Source organism: Methylobacterium sp. 391_Methyba4 (assembly GCF_029691625.1).
Lineage (GTDB): Bacteria > Pseudomonadota > Alphaproteobacteria > Rhizobiales > Beijerinckiaceae > Methylobacterium > Methylobacterium fujisawaense.
Window position 1 is genome coordinate 4,529,307 of sequence record NZ_CP121475.1, and the last position, 19,203, is coordinate 4,548,509.

Here is a 19,203-nt window from a genome sequence, read left to right on the forward strand (position 1 = left end):
GTGCCGTGATGCCATCCAATCGTTGAGAATCGCCTTCGGGCGGCGCTCAGGGCCCGGCCGCCCCTGTGGGAGGCGGCCGGTCGGCTCACGCGCGGCAGGCCTCGAAGCCCTCCGTGATCGCCGCCGGATCGAGGTTGCGCCCGATGAACACCACCCGCGAGACCCTCTTTTCGTCCTTCCCCCAGTCGCCCTGCACGTCGCCGTCGAGGATCATGTGCACGCCCTGGAAGACGAAGCGCTTCGGCTCGTTCGGGAAGGCCACGATCCCCTTGCACCGGAGGATGTCCGGACCCTGCGACTGGGTCAGGTTCGAGATCCACGGCATGAACTTGTCGGGATCGACCTCACCCTCGATCTTGGCCGAGACCGAGCGGATGTCGGAATCGTGATGGTGGTGGTGGCCCGCCTCCAGGAAGTCGGGCTCGACGTCGAGGATGCGGTCGAGGTCGAAGGCGTTGCGCTCCAGCACGGCCTCGAGGGGCACCGCGCAGTTCTGCGTGCGGTGGAGCTTGGCCAGGGGGTTGATCGTGCGGATCTCGGCCTCGACCCGGTCGAGGTCGGCCGGGGAGACGAGATCGCTCTTGTTGAGCAGGATCACGTCCGCGAAGGCGATCTGGTTCTTGGCCTCGGGCGCGTCCTTCAGGCGGTCGGACAACCATTTGGCGTCGGCCACCGTCACCACCGCGTCGAGGCGGGCGGCCTCGCCCACGTCCTGGTCGACGAAGAAGGTCTGCGCCACGGGGGCCGGATCGGCGAGGCCGGTGGTCTCGACGATGATCGCGTCGAACTTGCCCCGACGCTTGACCAGCCCATCCATGATCCGGATCAGGTCGCCGCGCACCGTGCAGCAGACGCAGCCGTTGTTCATCTCGAACACTTCCTCGTCCGCGCCGACGACGAGGTCGTTGTCGATGCCGATCTCGCCGAACTCGTTGACGATCACGGCGTAGCGCTTACCGTGATTCTCGGTGAGGATCCGGTTGAGGAGCGTGGTCTTGCCAGCGCCGAGATAGCCGGTGAGCACGGTGACCGGGATCTTGCCGGCGGCTGAGCCGGATGCGGCCGGGGCGGGAGCGTTGCTCGTTTCGGACATGACGGGTTCTTCGGTGACGGATTCGGGATCGGGCGGGTCAGGCCCCGCGAGCGTTGTCATATTGTAACAAATCCCGTCAAAGGAAGACGGGGCCACACGGTTTCGCGACTGGGGCGCCAGATCGATTGCCTGTCTGACAAGCTTTGCTCTAGGCACGCGTTGCTGCCGGGAACCATCCCGCGGAGCGCCATAGAAAAGCACCAGCGATCGCATTGATCTCGGCGTCGTCCTGGCACGAATCGTACCCTCGTCAATCAGCCCGGTCCCTTGGCCCGGACCTAGAAGATCATCCGCATGGACGCCCGAAATCCGCTGGACCAGGACGAGGCCGTCACCGTACCCCCGCGCAACCGTCGGTGGTCCGGCCTCCTGGTCGTCGCCGTCCTGCTCGCGGCCGCTGCGGGCCTGGCCTTCGCGTTCTCCGACCGGACCCGCGAGACGGCCTCGAACCTCGTCGCCGCGCTGACGGGGCTGTTCGCACCAGCCAACCCTGACCCGGGCATCGATGTGGAGAAGGCCGGCCCGGTGGAACGGGTGTTCCGGCCCTCCAAGGAGCAGCGCGCCGCCTTCGAGATCCTGCCGGTCGCCAACCTGGTGTTCCGGCCCGAGGGCACCGCCGAGGGACGGATCGCCCTCAACGAGGACGACAACGTCCCGGTCGTCTCACCCTATGCCGGCCGCGTGACGAAGGTCCTGGCCCGCGCCGGCGACGACGTGAAGGCCGGCGACGTTCTGCTGACGCTCGAGGCCACCGACATGGTCCAGGCGCAGAACGACTATCAGGCGGCCGTGAACAACCTCCAGAAGCAGCAGGCGCTTCTGAAGCTCGACCAGACCATCGCGCAGCGGCAGCAGGAGCTGTTCCAGGCCCACGCGACGGCCCTGAAGGACTACCAATCGGCCCAGAACGACGTCATCGCCGCCCAGAGCGACCTGAAGACCGCCGAGGGCGCCCTCGACGCGGTGAAGAACCGTCTGCGGATGCTGGGCAAGACCGACGCCGAGATGGCCGCCTTCGAGAAGAAGGGCACGATGAGCGCCGAGACGCAGATCCGGGCACCGATCGCCGGCACGATCGTCCAGCGCAAGGTCGGCACCGGCCAGTACCTCTCCGCCTCCAGCGACCCGGTCTTCGTGATCGGCGACCTGTCGACGGTGTGGCTCGTCGCCAACGTCCGCGAGAGCGAGATCCCGAAGATCCGCATCGGCCAGGAGGTCGAGGCGAAGGTGGCGGGCTTCGGCGCCCGGGTGTTCAAGGCCCGGGTGAACTACATGGCCTCCAGCCTCGACCCGGCGACGCGGCGGCTGGCCGTGCGCAGCGAGGTCGACAACCCGGACCGGGTGCTGCGCCCGGAGATGTTTGCCACCTACACGATCATCACCGGCAAGGGCGAGCCGAGCCCGAGCGTGCCGGTGGCCGCCATCGTGTACGAGGGCGACCGCACCCATGTCTGGGTGGCGCGGCCCGACGGAGCCGTGGAGGCGCGCGACGTCAAGCTCGGCCTGATCAACGGCGACAATGCCCAGGTCGTCCAGGGCCTGCGCGCGGGCGAGCAGGTGGTCACCCGGGGGGCCCTGTTCATCGATCGGGCGGCCACCGGCGACAAGGCGTCCTGAGCGGGGATCCGGTCCGATGAACGCCCTGATCACCTTCTCGCTGCGCCAGCGCGTGCTGGTGGTGCTGCTGTTCGTCGTGATGCTCGGCGTCGGCTACGGCGCCTACACGCAGCTCAACATCGAGGCCTATCCAGACCCGGTCCCGCCGCTGGTCGACGTGATCACCCAGAACCCGGGCCAGTCCGCCGACGAGATCGAGCGCTACATCACCATCCCCCTGGAGGTGGCGCTCGCCGGCATCCCCAACGCCCAGGTCGTGCGGACGATCTCGCTGTTCGGCCTCTCGGACGTGAAGGTCCAGTTCAACTACGAATACACGTACGAGCAGGCGCTGCAGCGGGTGCTCAACCGCCTGTCGCAGGCGCCGACGCTGCCCAACGGAGCGACGCCGCAGATCTCGCCGACGAGCCCGGTGGGCGAGATCATGCGCTACAAGCTCGTCGGCCCGGCGGGCTACTCGCCCATGGACATGAAGACCCTGCAGGACTGGGTTCTGCAGCGCCGGTTCAAGGCGATCCCCGGCGTCGTGGACGTCACGGCCTTCGGCGGCAAGGCCAAGGAATACGAGGTCGCGGTCGATCTGAACCGCCTCCAGGCCCAGGGCCTGACCCTGGTGCAGCTGACCAACGCGCTGAACAACGCCTCGATCAACGTCGGCGGCCAGACGCTGAACGTCGGCCAGCAATCGGCGGTGGTGCGCGGCATCGGCCTGATCCGCGACATGGACGACATCAAGGACACGATGATCAGCCTCGTCAACGGCACCCCGGTGCTGGTGCGGGACGTGGCGGAGGTGCGCGTGTCGAACGCCCCGCGCCTCGGCATCGTCGGCCACGACAACCAGCCCGACATCGTCGAGGGCATCGTGCTCATGACCCGCGGCGGCAAGAGCCTGCCGACGCTGGAACGGGTCGAGGCCGAGATCGACAAGATCAACAGCTCCACGATCCTGCCGCCCGACGTGAAGATCGAGCGGATCTACGACCGCTCGGGCCTGATCCACACCACGACCCACACGGTGATGCACAACCTCGTCTTCGGCGTGGTGCTGGTCTTCGTCGTGCAGTGGCTGTTCCTGGGCTCGCTCACCAGCGCGATCATCGTGGCGGCGACGATCCCGTTCGCCCTCGGCTTCGCGATCCTGATCCTGGTGGTGCGCGGCGATTCGGCGAACCTCCTGTCGCTGGGCGCCATCGATTTCGGTCTGATCGTCGACGCCACCGTGATCATGGTGGAGAACGTCTTCCGCCACATCGCCGAGCCCGACCACGTGAAGGGCGAGACGCCGCCCGACGGCCTGACGGGCCGGCTCGGCACCATCGCGGTCGCCGGGCGCGAGGTGAACCGGGCGATCTTCTTCTCGGCGACGATCATCATCGTCGGCTTCCTGCCGCTGTTCACGATGACCGGCGTCGAAGGCCACATCTTCGGCCCGATGGCCAAGACCTACGCGTACGCGCTGCTCGGCGGCCTGCTCGCCACCTTCACGGTCTCGCCTGCGCTCTCGGCCCTGATGCTGCCGAAGAAGCTCGAGGAGCGCGATACGCTCATCGTGCGGGTGCTGCGCGTCGGCCACGAACGCGCGCTGGCCTTCGGCCTGCGCAACCGCGTCCTGGCGCTTGCCGTGATGCTGGCGGTGCTGCTGGTCTCGGGGCTCACGGCCCGCAATCTCGGCCTCGAATTCCTGCCGCGGCTCGAGGAGGGCAATCTCTACGTGCGCGGGACGATGCCGGCCTCGATCTCGCTGGAGGCCGGCAACGCCTACGTCCAGCGCATGCGCAAGATCTTCCAGGAGGTCCCGGAGGTCACCACCGTCCTGTCGCACCAGGGCCGCCCGAACGACGGGACCGACGCCACGGGCTTCTTCAACGTCGAGATCCTGGCGCCGCTCAAGCCCATCGACCAGTGGCGCAAGGGCCTCGACAAGGAGACGCTGATCCAGGACCTGAGCAAGAAGCTGGAGGCGGAGTTTCCCGGCATCGAGTTCAACTTCTCGCAGTATATCGAGGACAACGTCCAGGAGGCCGCCTCGGGCGTGAAGGGCGAGAACTCGGTCAAGATCTACGGCAACGACCTCACCCAGCTCACCAAGACCGCCAATGCCGTGAAGGCAGCCCTCGCCAGCGTCCCGGGCGTCACCGACCTGTCGGTCTTCGAATCCCTCGGCCAGCCGACGGTGCGGATCGATGTCGACCGCCACAAGGCCGCCCGCTACGGCCTCTCGATCAGCGACGTGAACACCACCATCCAGGCGGCGATCGGCGGCCAGACCGCGGGCGACCTCTACGAGTACGGCTCGGACCGTCACTTCCCGATGCGGGTGCGGCTCGCCAAGGAGTACCGCTCGTCGCTGGCCGGCATCCGCAACATCGCGGTCGGTGCCCAGAACCCCAACGGCGGCGTCATCCAGGTGCCGCTCTCCGAGATCGCCGATGTCGATCTCGTCTCGGGGGCCTCGTTCATCTACCGCGAGGACCAGGAGCGCTACATCCCGGTGAAGTTCTCGGTGCGCGGCCGCGACCTCGGCAGCGCGGTGATCGAGGCGCAGCGCAAGGTCGCCGACGCGGTGGACCTGCCGCCGGGCTACCGGCTGGAATGGGTCGGGCAGTTCACCAACCTGAAGGAGGCGGCCACCCGGCTCAGCCTCGTGGTGCCGATCACGCTGCTGCTGATCGCGCTGCTCCTCTACATCAACTTCTCGTCGGTGGCCGACATGCTGCTGACCCTGTCGGTGATCCCGATGGCGATGATCGGCGGCATCTTCGCCCTGGCGCTGACCGGCACGCCGTTCTCGATCTCGGCGGCGATCGGCTTCATCGCGCTGTTCGGGATCTCGACCATGGAGGGCGTGATCCTGCTCGCCTACTACAACCAGCTGCTCGACGAAGGCTGGAAGCGGCAGGAGGCGGTCTGGCACGCCGCCGTGGTGCGCATGCGCCCGGTGATGATGACTTGCGTGGCGGCCTGCGTCGGCCTGCTGCCGGCGGCGGTTTCCACCGGCATCGGCTCGCAGGTGCAGAAGCCGCTGGCGCTCGTGGTGGTGGGCGGCATCATCCTGGCGCCGAACCTGATCCTCGTGGTCGTGCCGGTGCTGATCTCCCTGTTCTCCCGACGGCACCCGAACCCGGACGCACAGGCCCGGTCCGCGCATCGGGCCGCCGCGTGAGCCGGTTCACGACCGCACGAGCGGGGGCTCTGCCCGTTGCAGGGGCGCCACAACGGCATCCCCGCGGGCGCCAACAGGGGACAGTTGCATTGACTTGGATGCGGTCCGCGCCGCTCTACCGAGGTGGGGTTTTCGGGGGCGGGATGGTGGACTTTGCGCCGGGACGGTGCAGACGGGCAGCCGCTGTGCTGGCGGCCTCCCTGTGCCTGTCGGCCTGCGCGGTCGGCCCGAACTTCGTGCCGCCCGAGGACCCGCCGGTCGGCCGCTACACCAAGGAACCGCTGCAGAATCCCTCCGCGGCCGACAAGATCCGGACCCGGCAGGGCGGCTCGGCCGACCAGAGCTTCGTCTCCGGCGCCGACATCCCCGGCCAGTGGTGGACCCTGTTCCATTCGAAGGCGCTGAACCGCCTCGTGGAGCAGGCCCTCGCCAACAACCCGACGCTGGAGGCCGCGCAGGCCTCCCTGCGGGTGGCGCAGCAGAACGTGCTGGCCCAGAAGGGCACGCTCTATCCGAGCCTGACCGCGACCCCGCAGATCCAGGGCGCCCAGGCGCCCGGCCTCGACCTGCAATCGCCCCTCAACAACCAGAACCAGTATCTCTACAGCCTCTCCACGCCGCAGGCGGTGGTCTCGTACAATCCGGATGTGTTCGGCGGGAACCGCCGGCAGATCGAGTCCCTGGAGGCCACCACCGAGAACCAGCGCTTCCAGCTGGAGGCGGCCTATCTGAGCCTGACCGCCAACGTGGTCGCCGCCGCGATCCAGGAGGCGTCCCTGCGGGCGCAGATCGACGCGACCCGCAAGGTGATCCAGGCGCAGACCGAGGTGCTGCAGCTCTACAACAAGCAGCTCTCCCTGGGGCAGATTGCCGGGGCCGACGTGGTGCAGCAGCAGGCGGCGCTGGCGCTGTCGCAGCAGCTGCTGCCTCCGCTGGAGAAGGCGCTCGCGCAGCAGCGCAACCTGCTCACCGCGCTGGCCGGGCGCCTGCCCTCGGACGAGGTCTCCGAGACCTTCGACCTCGCCGCCCTGCGCCTGCCGACGCGGCTCCCGGTGAGCCTGCCCTCGCGGCTCGTGCAGCAGCGGCCCGACGTGAAGGCGGCGGAGGCCCTGGTGCAGCAGGCGAGCGCCACGGTGGGCGTCGCGGTGGCGAACCGCCTGCCGCAATTCAGCCTGACCGCCACGGGCGGCTCCAGCGCCACCCGGATCGCTCAGGTCACAAGTCCGGGGGCGGCGTTCTTCACGATCATCGGGCAGGCGACGGCGCCGATCTTCGATGCCGGCACCCTGTTCCGGCGGCAGCGCGCCGCCGAGGAATCGCTGACGGTGGCGCAGGCGCAGTACAAGGCGACGGTGATCACCGCCTTCCAGAACGTCGCCGACGCGCTGCGGGCGCTCCAGGCCGACGCGAAGGCCGTGGCCGCCGCCGACGCGGCGGTGAGCGCCACGAACCAGAGCCTCGGGCTGATCCGCAAGCAATACACGGCGGGGGCGATCACCTCCTCGCAGGTGCTGATCGCCCAGCAGGGTTACCTCTCGGCGCTGGTCACCTCGGCCGCGGCGCGCGCCACGCAGTACGCCGACACCGCCGCCCTGTTCGTGGCCCTGGGCGGCGGTTGGTGGAACCGCGCCGACGTGGCGCCGCCCCCGCCCGAGAAGGACCCGCTGAAGTTCCTGTGACCGGTTGCCCCGTGTCGTGACCGACCGCGTCCTGACATTCGCCCCCGTCCCGGGGGCCACCCTGATCCTGGACGACCGCTCGGGCCGCCCCACTACCGCGTCAGGTGTACATCGCGATGGCGTCCTGCAGCATCTGGTCGGTGGTGCTCATGACCTTGGTGTTGGCGGTATAGGCCTGCTGGGTCTCGATCATCTTCGAGAACTGATCCGAGATGCTGGCGTTCGACTGCTCCACGGAGCCGGCGGCGATGGTCGCGCCGTTGAGGCCGTAGCTCGGCGTGCCCGACTGACCCGTCGCCACGTAGGTCCCCCCGTCGAGGGAAGCGAGATTGTCCTGCAGTCCGAACTGCGCCAGCTGCAGCGAGCCGAGCGCCACGGAGCTGCCATCCGCGGCCGTGCCGGTGAGCGTGCCGGCCGGCGAGACCGTGAGGCTCGACAGGGTATTGGCGCCGGTGGGGACTTGGACGGGCGCGGTCGCCGACGGGCCGGCGAACAGGTAGTAGCCCGCACCGTTGCTGAGATAGCCGCTGGCGTCCGGTGCGAAGTCGCCGCGTCGCGTGTAGCCGGTATCCCCGGTGAAGCTCGGGCTCTGGGTCGTCCCGGTGTTCTTCCGGACGATGAAATAGCCGTTGCCCGAGATGGCGAGATTGGTCGATACGCCGGTCGACTGCACCGTACCCTGGATGTTCAGGCTGTTGCGCGTGCCCGGCGACACCCCGCCGGCCAGCTGTGTGCTGCGATCGGTCTCGGCCAGCATGTCGGCGAAGCTCGTCTCGGTGGACTTGAACCCCGCCGTCTGGGTGTTGGCGATGTTCCCCGAGATGTTGTTCAGGGCCAGCGACTGCGCCGAGGCGCCGGAAATCGAATTCGAGAGCGCGGTGAAAAGGCCCATCGGGGTCTCCATTCGCCGGAGCGGCACGGCTCCCGATCCGACGACGACCCATAGGCGCGCACTATGGTTAACCGACGGTGTGTTTACACATGTTGCTGAGCCGGCCCGGGGGCGTCGGGGGTAGCGGGGCGCCGCAATCCCGCCGCGCCGAGCCCGATCCGGTCGCGCTGGCCCGGGTCGCTTCGCTCCACCTGCGGCGACCGTGGAGGCGTCAGGCCCCGAGGGCGCTCAGCACGATCTCCCGCCGATGGGGCCGGTCGCGGTGCTCGATCAGGTAGATCCCCTGCCACGTGCCGAGCGCCAGCGTTCCGTCGATCAGCGGGATGGTGAGGGCCGAATCGGTGACCAGGGTGCGGATATGGGCCGGCATGTCGTCCGGTCCCTCGGCGCCGTGGACGTAGCCGGCCTGCCGCGGCGCGAACCCGTCCAGCGCGGTCATCAGGTCGGTCTGGACGTCGGGGTCGGCATTCTCCTGGATGGTGAGCGAGGCCGAGGTGTGCCGGCAGAACACCGTGACGAGACCGTCCCGGATGCCGCTGCCGCGCACGAAGGCCGCCACCGCGGCGGTGAAATCCGTGAAGCCCGGCCCCGCGGTTGCGATGGTGAGGCGCCCGCTCGCGTGGCGCTCAACGGCGCCGGAGGCCAGCGCCTCGACCGGACCGATCGTGCCGGCCCTGGTGTTTCCCCGTCTCATCCGGTCTCCTCCATCAGGGTCGCCCCCGGCGCGATCTCGCGCTCGCCGCGAGCGAGGATCCGTTCCAGCACGTCGATCCGGTCGGCCTCGGCGGGCGGCTTGTCCCAGCGGATGCGGCTGACCCGGGGGAAGCGCATCGCCACCCCCGATTTGTGCCGGGTCGAACGCTGGACGCCCTCGAAGGCGATCTCCAGCACCAGCCCGGCGTCGCGTCCATGGGCGACCTCGCGCACCGGGCCGAAGCGCTTGGTGGTGTTGTTGCGGACGTAGCGGTCGAGCTTGGCGAGTTCCGCGTCGGTGAAGCCGTGATAGGCCTTGCCCACCGGCACCAGCTCGTCGCCGCCCTCGGGCGCCGCCCGCCAGACCCCGAACGTGTAGTCCGAGTAGAAGGACGAGCGCTTTCCGTGCCCGCGCTGGGCGTACATCATCACGGCATCGACGATGTGGGGCTCGCGCTTCCACTTCCACCACGGTCCCTTGGGACGGCCCGGCAGGTAGGGGCTGTTCCGGCGCTTGAGCATCACGCCCTCGATGGCGTCGGCATCCTCGCCCGCCCCCACCGAGGCCGGATCCGCCCGTGCGGCTGCCAGCGCCGCCCAATCCGCGAAGGGCACACGGGGCGAGATATCGATCCGCGCGTGGTCGAGGCGGGTGACCAGCGCCTCCAGCTTCTCCCGCCGGGCCTCGAAGGGTTCGGCCCGGAGATCCTCGCCCGCGAGGGTGAGGAGGTCGTAGGCCCGGACATGGGCGGGAAACTCCTCCAGGAGCTTGGCCGTCACCGCCTTCCGGTTCAGGCGCTGCTGGAGGACATTGAAGCTCTGCACGCGCCGCTCGCGCAAAATCAGCAATTCGCCGTCGATCGCCCCCGTGAAGGTGATGGCCTCGGCGAGATCCGGGAACGCCCCGGTGATGTCCTCGCCGGTGCGGGAATAGACCTTTCCGACTTGCTGACCCGCCCGGTCGGGGCCGCCGACGAGCTGGACGCGGATGCCGTCCCACTTCCACTCGGCCGAGAAGGCCTCGGGCTCCAGCTTCTCGAGGTCGGCCTCCTCCTCGATCGGGTGCGACAGCATCGGCGGCCGGAACGGGGCGGGATTCAGGGTCTCGGGCCGCTCGGCCCGGCCCTCGACCCAGGCGAACAGGGTCGCGAAGGGCGGGGTCAGCCCGTGCCAGACCTCCTCCACGGCATCGGCCTCGTGGCCGCCCAAGGCGCCGACGGCCGTCTTGGCGAGCCGCGCCGAGACACCGACCCGCAGGTTGCCGGTGACGAGCTTCAGGAGCGCCCAGCGCCCGGTCTCGTCGAGGGCATCGAGCCAGCCGGCGAGGTGACGGGAGAGCTCGCGCTTGGGGATCGTGCTGAGCGTCTCGACGACTTCGGCCAGACTCGGTGGCGGCGGGTTGTTGTGGCCGATCCCGGCGGCCCCATCCCCTCCCGCCTCTGCGGGGGGAGAGAGAGATGGGACGGGCCAGATCAGCGCCGTCGTCTCGGCGAGATCCCCGACGTAGTTGTGCGACAGCCGGAACAGGACCGGGTCGATCCGCTCCTCGACGAGTCCGCGGATCAGCGCCGGCTTGGCCTCGCGGAAGCTCAGCGTGCCGGTCATGGCGCCGAGCGCGTAGCCGCGTTCAGGATCGGGGGTGCGCGAAAAGTAGTCCTGCAGCATCCGCAACTTGGCGTTGCGGCGCGGCTCGTAGGCGAGGCGGTCGAGGAGGTGGGCGAATGCGTTCACGCCGCCGCCTCCGTCCCGGAGCCGGCCTCGACGGAGCCCGGCTCGGCCTCGCCGTCATCGCCGTAGCCGAGCAGGTGGAGGGGCTTGGCCTTGATGCCCTGCGTCCCGCACCAATGGACCAGCGCATCCTCCTGACCGTGCGTGACCCAGACCTCTCCGGCACCGGTGTCGCGGATGGTGCGGCACAGGTCCGGCCAGTCGGAATGGTCGGAGATCACCAGCGGCAGCTCGACGCCCTTCTGGCGGGCGCGGGCGCGCACCCGCATCCAGCCCGAGGCGAAGCAGGTCACGGGATCGGGGAATTTCCGGGACCACAGATCCTGGATCGACGAGGGTGGGCAGATCACGATCGCCCCCTGCAGGTCCTTGCGCTCGGCAGCCACGACCTTGGGCGTGTCGCCCAGCGGCACCCCCTCCTCCTTGTACAGCGTCGTCAATTTCTCCATGGCGCCGTGCAGGTGGATCGGGCGGTCCCAGCCCTCCTCCCGGAGAAGCGCCATCACCCGCTGCGCCTTGCCGAGCGCGTAGGCGCCGACGATGTGGGCGCGTTCGGGGAACAGCCGCGCCGAGTCGAGGAGCTTGCGGACCTCGCCCCGCGTGTCGGGATGCGTGAAGACCGGCAAGCCGAAGGTCGCCTCGGTGATGAACACGTCGCAGGGTACCACCTCGAAGGGCAGGCAGGTCGGATCCGGCGCCCGCTTGTAGTCGCCCGAGACCACGACCCGGACCCCGTCCCGTTCGATGGCGATCTGCGCCGAGCCGAGCACGTGGCCCGCCGGCGCGAAGCGCACGGTGACGTCGCCGACGCGGAGCGCCGCACCGAGCGGCGCCTCCTGCCGCTGGCGGCAGAACTCCGCGCCGTAGCGCACCGCCATGATCCGCAGGGTCTCGGGCGTCGCCAGAACCTGTCCGTGGCCGGCGCGGGCATGGTCGGCGTGCCCGTGGGTGATCAGCGCGCGCTCCACCGGCCAGGTCGGATCGACGTGGAAGCGCCCGAGCGGGCAATAGAGACCCTCGCGGGTCAGGGTGAGGAGATCGCTGGCGCGTATCGGCATCGGGTCCGTGCAGCCGGTGGAGTCCGCCGGTGGCCCCGATATATAGGCGCCCCCGACCCGGCAGACGCATGGCCTCGCAGCTCAGTTCCGGCGACCTCCTCGCCGATCGCCGCTATCGCTACGCGGAGGCCTGCTTGGCCGACGGCGACCATGCGGGCGCCGCCGACCTCGCCGAGCAGGTCCTGGACCTTGCTCCGCGCTACGCGCCCGCCTGGCTCCTGCTGGGCCGGGCGCGGGAGGGTCTGGCGGCCTCCGGCGCCGATCCGGCCCTGCGTGCCGCGGCGGCACGCGCCTATGCCAGCGCCCTCGAGATCGATCCGGAGGACAGGCTGGGCGTGCGCACGCATCTCGTCCGCCTGGGTGTCGGCGACGGCCTCCCGGTCCTGTCGCCCGCCTATGTCCGGGCTCTGTTCGACGACTACGCGCCGCGTTTCGAGCACCACCTCGTGGAGGGCCTGGGCTATGTCGGCCCGCAACGCGTCCGCGACGCCCTGCCGGGCGTCCCGGAGCGCTTCCCGGTCGCGCTCGATCTCGGCTGCGGCACGGGGCTGATGGGCACCGTTCTGCGCGACCGGGTCGATCATCTCACCGGGATCGACCTCTCCCCCGGGATGCTGGCGCTGGCGCGGGCCAAGACGTGGCGGGATCGGCCGCTCTACGATCGCCTGATCGAAGGCGACCTCGCCGCCGCCCTGGCGGACCTGCCGGAGGCCTGCGCCGATCTCTGCCTCGCCGCGGACGTCCTGATCTACGTGGCGGACCTCGCCGCGTTCCTGACGGCGATCGGCCGGGTCCTGCGACCGGGCGGGCTCGGCGCCGTCACGGTGCAATCCCACGACGGTGCCGGCTCGGTCCTGGGCAAGGACGGACGCTATGCCCATGCCGATGCCCACATCGCGGCGACGGCCGCCGGCGCCGGACTGGAGATCCTGACTCTGCGTCCCGCCCACATCCGGCGCGAGGGTGGGCGGCCGGTGCCGGGGCGCGTCGTTGTGCTGCGCCGCACATCGGCATGAAACCGCTTGGCTCTTCGTCCATTGTTTGTCGGCCGCGAATGGGCGCGGCCGCTCGATCGGGGGATCAGCATGGCGGATTACGGAAACAGGACAGGCCGCGCGACACCGGAGCGGAAGCCAGAACCGCCGGCCGACAAGTCCTTTCCGGCCGATCCGCGAACCCGCATCCCGTTCGCGATCGCGTTGGCCGCGCTCGCGGGCTGCGCCGATTCCATCGGCTTCCTGGAATTCTCGCAGCTGTTCATGTCGTTCATGTCGGGCAACACCACCCGCTTCGGCGTGGCGGTGGCCAATGGCGACTGGGAGAACGTCACCCGCGTCGCCAGCACCATCTGCATGTTCTGCTTCGGCGCCTTCCTGGGGACTTTGATCGCCGCCTGGGTCGGGCGCTGGCGCCTCGCCGTGCTGCTGACGCTCCAGGCCCTGCTGCTCGCCGGCGGCCTGCTGATGCCGTGGGGCACCTTCGCCTATCCGCTGCACGCCTATCCCATCGTTCTGGCGCTGGGCCTTCAGAACGCGACGCTGCAGGACGAGGGCGGCCGCTCGCTGGCGCTCACGTACGTCACCGGCGCCGTGGTGCGTTTCGGCACCGGCTGCGCCAACCTGCTGCTCGGCACGGTGGCGCCCTCCTTCTGGATCCAGGCGCCGCTCTGGGCCGGTCTCAGCACCGGCGCAGTGGTTGGCGGCCTGCTCGACATCCGTTACGGCGAATCGGCCTTCCTGTTCCCGGCGGCGCTCGCCGCCATCCTGGCGCTGATCGCGATCGTGCTGACCATCGCCAAGCCGGGCAGCACGCTGGTGGCGGGCTCCTCTCCGGCGCCCGACGCCAGCCCGAAGGCCGAGGTCATCGACGCGATCCACTGAGATCCCACCGGGGCGGGTGCGGGATCAGCCGTCGGAATCCCGGTAGCTGCCCCGGCCCTGCTTGATCACGGCACGGCTCTTCTTGGCGACGATCCGCCGTTCCTTGGAGCCCTTCGTGGGCTTCGTCGCCCGGCGGATCGGGGGCGGCGGCTTGGCGGCCTCGGCCACGAGGTCGACGAGGCGCTGCAGGATCTCGGCCCTGTTGCGCTCCTGCGTCCGGTGCCGCTGCCCGATGAGGACCAGGACGCCGTCCTTGGTCATGCGCCGCCCCGCGAGCCGCACCACGTTCGCCTTCACGCGGTCGTCCACGGAGGGCGAATCCAGGACCGGCCAGCGGAGCTGGACCGCCGTCTCGACCTTGTTGACGTTCTGGCCGCCCGCGCCCGAAGCACGCATGAAGGACAAGGTGATCTCGTCCTCCGCGATGGCGATGCGCGGCGTCACCCGCAGGGACATGGCGGCCTCTCCGACAGGATCGTCAACGGCCGCCGCGCCCGCGTATCGGGCGCGGGGCGGAGGATGCAGAGGGGTATCCCCATAACCACATTCCGCTCAATCCGCTGCCCCGCCCACGCCACCGACCCGGGCGGACCGAGGGCTGCCCGCGGGCGGCCGCGCGGCCGGGTCAGGCGGCCTCGGCCGGCGTGCGGGCGCGCACGGCGAGGGCGTGAAGACCGCGCTTGAACGCATCGTCCAGGACTGCGTTCACCAAGCGGTGCCGCTCCACGCGGCTCTTGCCCTCGAACGCCGACGCGACGATGTCGAGCCGGTAGTGGGTCTCGCCCCCCGGCCGTGCCCCCGCATGACCGGCATGCAGATGCGACTCGTCGATCACGTCGAGGCGCGCCGGCGCGAGTTGCTCCCGCAGCCGCGTCTCCATCCAGTCCCGCAGGGTGCCCCCCGCGCCCGCACCATCCGTCATCCTGCCCTCGCGTCGCGTTCGTGGGCTGCCGTCAAGCCCGATCCCGCGCATGCGTCATCAGGCCCGGTGCCCTTGTGTCTCAGGTCTGCCCCCTCATAATCGGCCCGTCATGGATCTCAACTCGCGCCTGTTCGACAGCATCCGGATCAAACCGTCCTGCGACGAGCCGAAAGCCGCGGCCGAGGGCGTCTGCGAGAGTCCGGGCTGCACCCATCCGGGTCTGTACCGGGCGCCCAAGGGCCGGAAGGCGGAGGGCCAGTACTGGCGCTTCTGCATGGACCACGTCCGCGCCTACAACGCGACCTACAACTACTTCGACGGCATGAACGATGCCGCCGTCCAGGCCTATCAGAAGGACGCGATCATCGGACATCGCCCGACCTGGGCGATGGGCGTGAACCGGACCGGCCAGGCGAAACCGGCCGACGAGCCGGCCCGCGACTGGGCCTATGTCGATCCGCTGGGCATCCTGCGCGGCGAGGGCGTCGGCGATGCCCGCCGGCGCGCGCGTCAGCCCGAGGAGCCGCGCAAGCCCCGTCACTCGGCCACGGTCCGCCGGGCCCTCGACGTGATGGGCCTTGAGGAAGGCGCGGATTCGGCCGCCATCAAGGCGCAGTACAAGATCCTGGTGAAGCGCTTCCACCCCGACGCCAACGGCGGCGACCGGTCGTTCGAGGAGCGGCTGCGCGACATCATCCGGGCTCACGACGTGCTGCGTGGAGCCGGACTCTGCTGACCGGCACGAACCCTGCACGCCGGTTCGCATCCGGGATAGGGCAATCCGCACGGCGCGACCCTATATGGGGTCGATGCCGGTCGGTGGCGCCCGGGCGCGTCGCCGTCTAAGGATGGCTTCGCCCCGCCGCGGAGGCCCGGCTCGACGTCCTTTCGCGCGGATGCTCCACTGCTAGGGAGTGGAGCGACCGCGCCTCACGAGGTTCCGAATGCTCTCTGACGATACGCCCGCCGCGCTGCCCGACCGCACCGTCTCCGTCCGCGATGTCTTCGGCATCGACCTCGACCTCAAGGTCCCGGCCTATGCCGAGCCCGAGGAGCACGTGCCGGATCTCGATCCGGACTACATCTTCGACCGGGAGACGACGCTCGCGATCCTGGCGGGCTTCGCGCGCAACCGCCGCGTGATGGTCACCGGCTATCACGGCACCGGCAAGTCGACCCATATCGAGCAGGTGGCCGCCCGGCTGAACTGGCCGTGCATCCGCATCAACCTCGACAGCCACGTCTCGCGCATCGACCTCGTCGGCAAGGACGCCATCGTCCTGAAGGACGGCAAGCAGGTCACCGCCTTTCAGGACGGCATCCTGCCCTGGGCGCTGCAGAACAACGTAGCCCTCGTATTCGACGAGTACGATGCCGGCCGCCCGGACGTGATGTTCGTGATCCAGCGCGTGCTGGAACTCTCGGGCCGCCTGACGCTCCTCGATCAGAAGCGCGTGATCCGCCCGCACCCGGCCTTCCGGCTGTTCGCCACGGCCAACACCGTGGGACTGGGGGACACCTCGGGCCTCTATCACGGCACCCAGCAGATCAACCAGGGTCAGATGGACCGCTGGTCGATCGTCACGACGCTGAACTATCTGCCCCACGACCGCGAGGTCGACATCGTGCTCTCGAAGGCCACGCATTACCGGAGCGACCAGGGCCGCGACATCGTCAACCGGATGGTGCGGGTGGCGGATCTCACGCGCAACGCCTTCATGAACGGCGATCTGTCCACCGTCATGAGCCCGCGCACGGTGATCACCTGGGCCGAGAACGCCGACATCTTCAAGGATATCGGCTTCGCCTTCCGGGTGACCTTCCTGAACAAGTGCGACGAGCTGGAGCGGACGCTGGTGGCCGAGTTCTACCAGCGCGCCTTCGGCAAGGAGCTGCCCGAGAGCGCGGTGAACGTCGCGCTGAGCTGATCTGCATGGAGGACGCGATGGCGCATCCGGCCCCGACCCGCGAGGACGCTCCGGCGGCTCCGCATGCCGAGGGGCGGACGCGCTACGCGGATGATCTCTATAGCTGGGTTCAGGAGCAGGTGGCGTTGCTCCGCGCCGGCCGGGTGGACGCCCTCGACCTCGACAACATCGCCGAGGAGCTGAGCGACGTGGGCCTGAGCGAATATCATCGGCTCACCAGCGCTGTGGAGATCGTCGTGCTCCACATGCTGGAATGGGATCATCAGCCGGAACGCCGCAGCCGCAGCTCGACGCTCAGCATCGCCGAGCACCGTGAGCGCATCCTGATCCAGCTGCGGAAGAGCCCCGGGTTGAGATCCAGCCTGGACGAGGCGCAGCGCGACGGGTTCCGCCTCGGTCGCCTCGGGGCGGCCCGGCAGATGAGGCGCTCGCCCAAAACCCTGCCCGCGGAGTGTCCCTACAGCTGGGACGACATCCTGAATCGCCCCTTCGAAGTCGACGTCGACCGGTAGCCCGCATGTCCATCTCCAACCGCAAGCCCGGCGAGCGCCGCGAACCCGTGGCCGAGCCCCTGAAGCGCTCGGTGGCCGGCTGCCTGCGCGCCATCGCCCGGCGCTCCGAGGTCGAGGTCACCTACGCCACCGACCGGCCGGCGCTCACCGGCGACAAGGCCCGGCTGCCCGAGCCGCCGCGCAAGCTCTCGGCGCAGGACGTCGCGGTGCTGCGCGGCAATGCCGACGCCATGGCGCTGCGGCTCGGCTGCCACGACGTCGCCGTCCATCGCCGCCTCGCCCCCGAGAACGCCGCTGCCCGGGCAGTCTACGACGCGGTCGAGCAGGCCCGGGTCGAGGCGATCGGCTCGCGCCGGATGGCGGGCGTCGCCAGCAACATCTCGGCGATGCTGGAGGACCGCTACCACCGCGGCGGCAAGTACGAGACCATCACCGACCGGGTCGACGCCCCCATGGAGGACGCGGTCGCCCTGATGGTGCGCGAGCGCCTGACCGGCCAGAAGCCGCCCGAGGCTGCCACCAAGATCGTCGAACTGTGGCGCGAGCATATCGAGTCCAAGGCCGGCCCGAATCTCGACGGGCTGATCGGCTCGATCGAGGACCAGCGCAAGTTCGCCCGCTCGGTGCGCGATCTCCTCACCTCCCTCGACATGTCGGACGAGACGCCGTTCGACGCCGAGGATGACGAGAACGACGACGAGAACGACGCCCAGGACGAGGAGCAGAACCCGAGCGAGGGCGATTCGGAGGAGAAGAGCCAGGGCGAGCGCGCCGAGATCGAGACCTCCGAGGAAGCGTCCGACGAGATCGAGGACGGCGCCCAGGAATCCGCCGATGCGCCCTCGGGCGAGCTGCCCGAGGAGGCGGAGGATGCGGAATCCGAGGAGGCCTCGGAGGCCTCGCGGCCGCCCCAGCGGCAGGGCAACGAGGCGCGTGGACCCGAATACCGGGTGTTCAACCCCCGGTTCGACGAGGTCATCCACGCCGAGGAGCTGTGCGACGCCGACGAGCTGGCGCGCCTGCGCTCCTACCTCGACAAGCAGCTCTCCCATCTGCAGGGGGTGGTCGGCCGCCTCGCCAACCGGCTTCAGCGCCGTCTCCTCGCCCAGCAGAACCGCGCCTGGGACTTCGACCTGGAAGAAGGTCAGCTCGACCCGGCGCGGCTCGTGCGCGTGGTCATCGACCCCTACCAGCCCCTCTCCTTCAAGCAGGAGAAGGATACGAACTTCCGCGACACGGTCGTCACGCTGCTCCTCGACAATTCCGGCTCGATGCGCGGCCGGCCGATCACCGTGGCGGCGACCTGCGCCGACATCCTGGCGCGGACACTGGAGCGCTGCGGCGTGAAAGTGGAGATCCTGGGCTTCACCACCCGGGCCTGGAAGGGCGGCCAGAGCCGCGAGGCGTGGCTCGCCGCCGGCAAGCCGCCGAATCCCGGCCGCCTGAACGACCTGCGCCACATCGTCTACAAATCGGCCGACGCCCCCTGGCGGCGGGCGCGCAAGAACCTCGGCCTGATGATGCGCGAAGGTCTGCTCAAGGAAAATATCGACGGCGAGGCGCTGGATTGGGCGCACAAGCGCCTGCTCGGCCGGCCGGAACAGCGCAAGATTCTGATGGTGATCTCGGACGGCGCGCCGGTGGACGATTCGACCCTGTCGGTCAATGCCGGCAACTACCTCGAACGGCACCTGCGCTGGATGATCGAGGAGATCGAGACGCGCTCGCCGGTGGAATTGCTCGCCATCGGCATCGGCCACGACGTGACGCGATACTACCGCCGCGCCGTGACGATCATCGACGCCGAGGAACTCGGCGGGGCGATGACCGAGAAGCTCGCGGAGCTGTTCGAGGAGAACGGCACGCCGGCACCGACCGGCCGGATGCTGCGCGCGGCGGGCGGGCGGCGCTGACCGTCCGCGGGCCTTCTCCGACCTCGAGGCCCATCCGCTCCGGCCTCTCATCCTGAGATGCCGGAGCGCCGCGGAGGCCGCGAAGGAAACCTCCGTCAGGCCGCCCGACCCCTGGAGCCCTC

16 protein-coding genes are annotated in these 19,203 nt (G+C 69.6%); 9 read left to right on the forward strand and 7 right to left on the reverse strand.

Going from position 1 to position 19,203, the window contains the following annotated elements; translation table 11 throughout:
- Positions 1–85: 85 nt before the first annotated feature.
- On the reverse strand, positions 86–1,093 hold the full coding sequence (locus tag P9K36_RS21245; RefSeq protein ID WP_043385135.1) for a GTP-binding protein: 1,008 nt from the start codon (positions 1,091–1,093) through the stop codon (positions 86–88).
- A 294-nt stretch (positions 1,094–1,387) separates the two neighbouring features.
- On the opposite strand from P9K36_RS21245, the gene P9K36_RS21250 reads away from it, so the two are divergent.
- The 3 genes from P9K36_RS21250 (at position 1,388) to P9K36_RS21260 (ending at position 7,555) form a co-directional block, all read left to right on the forward strand.
- Positions 1,388–2,710: an efflux RND transporter periplasmic adaptor subunit gene (locus P9K36_RS21250; protein WP_043385132.1), complete on the forward strand. Its 1,323-nt coding sequence runs from the start codon at positions 1,388–1,390 to the stop codon at positions 2,708–2,710.
- Between the two features lie 16 nt (positions 2,711–2,726).
- Positions 2,727–5,876, forward strand: coding sequence for a CusA/CzcA family heavy metal efflux RND transporter (locus P9K36_RS21255; RefSeq protein WP_043758984.1), 3,150 nt, complete (start codon positions 2,727–2,729; stop codon positions 5,874–5,876).
- 143 nt (positions 5,877–6,019) lie between these two features.
- Complete coding sequence (locus tag P9K36_RS21260; RefSeq protein WP_043358068.1) at positions 6,020–7,555, forward strand: efflux transporter outer membrane subunit; 1,536 nt, start codon at positions 6,020–6,022, stop codon at positions 7,553–7,555.
- Between the two features lie 100 nt (positions 7,556–7,655).
- Here P9K36_RS21260 and P9K36_RS21265 read toward each other — a convergent pair whose 3' ends face one another.
- The 4 genes from P9K36_RS21265 to P9K36_RS21280 all read right to left on the reverse strand — a co-directional run bounded on the left by P9K36_RS21265 (position 7,656) and on the right by P9K36_RS21280 (position 11,926).
- Entirely contained in the window at positions 7,656–8,447 is a 792-nt protein-coding gene (locus tag P9K36_RS21265) for a flagellar hook basal-body protein (RefSeq protein ID WP_043358075.1), read from the reverse strand.
- 211 nt (positions 8,448–8,658) lie between these two features.
- On the reverse strand, positions 8,659–9,141 hold the full coding sequence (locus P9K36_RS21270; RefSeq protein ID WP_278305947.1) for a secondary thiamine-phosphate synthase enzyme YjbQ: 483 nt from the start codon (positions 9,139–9,141) through the stop codon (positions 8,659–8,661).
- Positions 9,138–10,871 carry a cisplatin damage response ATP-dependent DNA ligase gene (locus P9K36_RS21275; RefSeq protein WP_043358064.1) on the reverse strand — a complete coding sequence of 578 codons (1,734 nt, stop codon included), beginning with the start codon at positions 10,869–10,871 and terminating at the stop codon, positions 9,138–9,140. The genes P9K36_RS21270 and P9K36_RS21275 overlap by 4 nt, the downstream gene beginning before the upstream one ends.
- Positions 10,868–11,926 (reverse strand): ligase-associated DNA damage response exonuclease, encoded by a 1,059-nt coding sequence (locus P9K36_RS21280; protein WP_043358063.1) that lies wholly within the window; start codon positions 11,924–11,926, stop codon positions 10,868–10,870. The genes P9K36_RS21275 and P9K36_RS21280 overlap by 4 nt, the downstream gene beginning before the upstream one ends.
- A gap of 68 nt (positions 11,927–11,994) precedes the next feature.
- Here P9K36_RS21280 and P9K36_RS21285 point away from each other — a divergent pair, with 68 nt between their 5' ends.
- Both P9K36_RS21285 and P9K36_RS21290 read left to right on the forward strand, forming a co-directional pair.
- Positions 11,995–12,942 (forward strand): methyltransferase domain-containing protein, encoded by a 948-nt coding sequence (locus P9K36_RS21285; RefSeq protein WP_278305948.1) that lies wholly within the window; start codon positions 11,995–11,997, stop codon positions 12,940–12,942.
- A 69-nt stretch (positions 12,943–13,011) separates the two neighbouring features.
- Complete coding sequence (locus tag P9K36_RS21290; protein ID WP_043358073.1) at positions 13,012–13,806, forward strand: YoaK family protein; 795 nt, start codon at positions 13,012–13,014, stop codon at positions 13,804–13,806.
- A gap of 24 nt (positions 13,807–13,830) precedes the next feature.
- Here P9K36_RS21290 and arfB read toward each other — a convergent pair whose 3' ends face one another.
- Together arfB and P9K36_RS21300 are read right to left on the reverse strand one after the other, a co-directional pair.
- Entirely contained in the window at positions 13,831–14,262 is a 432-nt protein-coding gene (gene arfB / locus P9K36_RS21295) for an alternative ribosome rescue aminoacyl-tRNA hydrolase ArfB (protein WP_043358059.1), read from the reverse strand.
- 169 nt (positions 14,263–14,431) lie between these two features.
- Positions 14,432–14,728 (reverse strand): BolA family protein, encoded by a 297-nt coding sequence (locus P9K36_RS21300; protein WP_043385118.1) that lies wholly within the window; start codon positions 14,726–14,728, stop codon positions 14,432–14,434.
- A 109-nt stretch (positions 14,729–14,837) separates the two neighbouring features.
- Here P9K36_RS21300 and P9K36_RS21305 point away from each other — a divergent pair, with 109 nt between their 5' ends.
- The 4 genes from P9K36_RS21305 to cobT all read left to right on the forward strand — a co-directional run bounded on the left by P9K36_RS21305 (position 14,838) and on the right by cobT (position 19,081).
- Positions 14,838–15,464: a DnaJ domain-containing protein gene (locus tag P9K36_RS21305; protein ID WP_043358056.1), complete on the forward strand. Its 627-nt coding sequence runs from the start codon at positions 14,838–14,840 to the stop codon at positions 15,462–15,464.
- A 208-nt stretch (positions 15,465–15,672) separates the two neighbouring features.
- A complete protein-coding gene (gene cobS / locus P9K36_RS21310; protein ID WP_043358054.1) occupies positions 15,673–16,656 on the forward strand; it encodes a cobaltochelatase subunit CobS in 984 nt (327 codons plus the stop codon).
- Between the two features lie 5 nt (positions 16,657–16,661).
- Positions 16,662–17,168, forward strand: a complete 507-nt coding sequence (locus P9K36_RS21315) for a DUF29 domain-containing protein (protein ID WP_278305949.1) — start codon at positions 16,662–16,664, stop codon at positions 17,166–17,168.
- A gap of 5 nt (positions 17,169–17,173) precedes the next feature.
- Entirely contained in the window at positions 17,174–19,081 is a 1,908-nt protein-coding gene (cobT, locus tag P9K36_RS21320) for a cobaltochelatase subunit CobT (protein ID WP_278305950.1), read from the forward strand.
- Positions 19,082–19,203 lie beyond the last annotated feature (122 nt).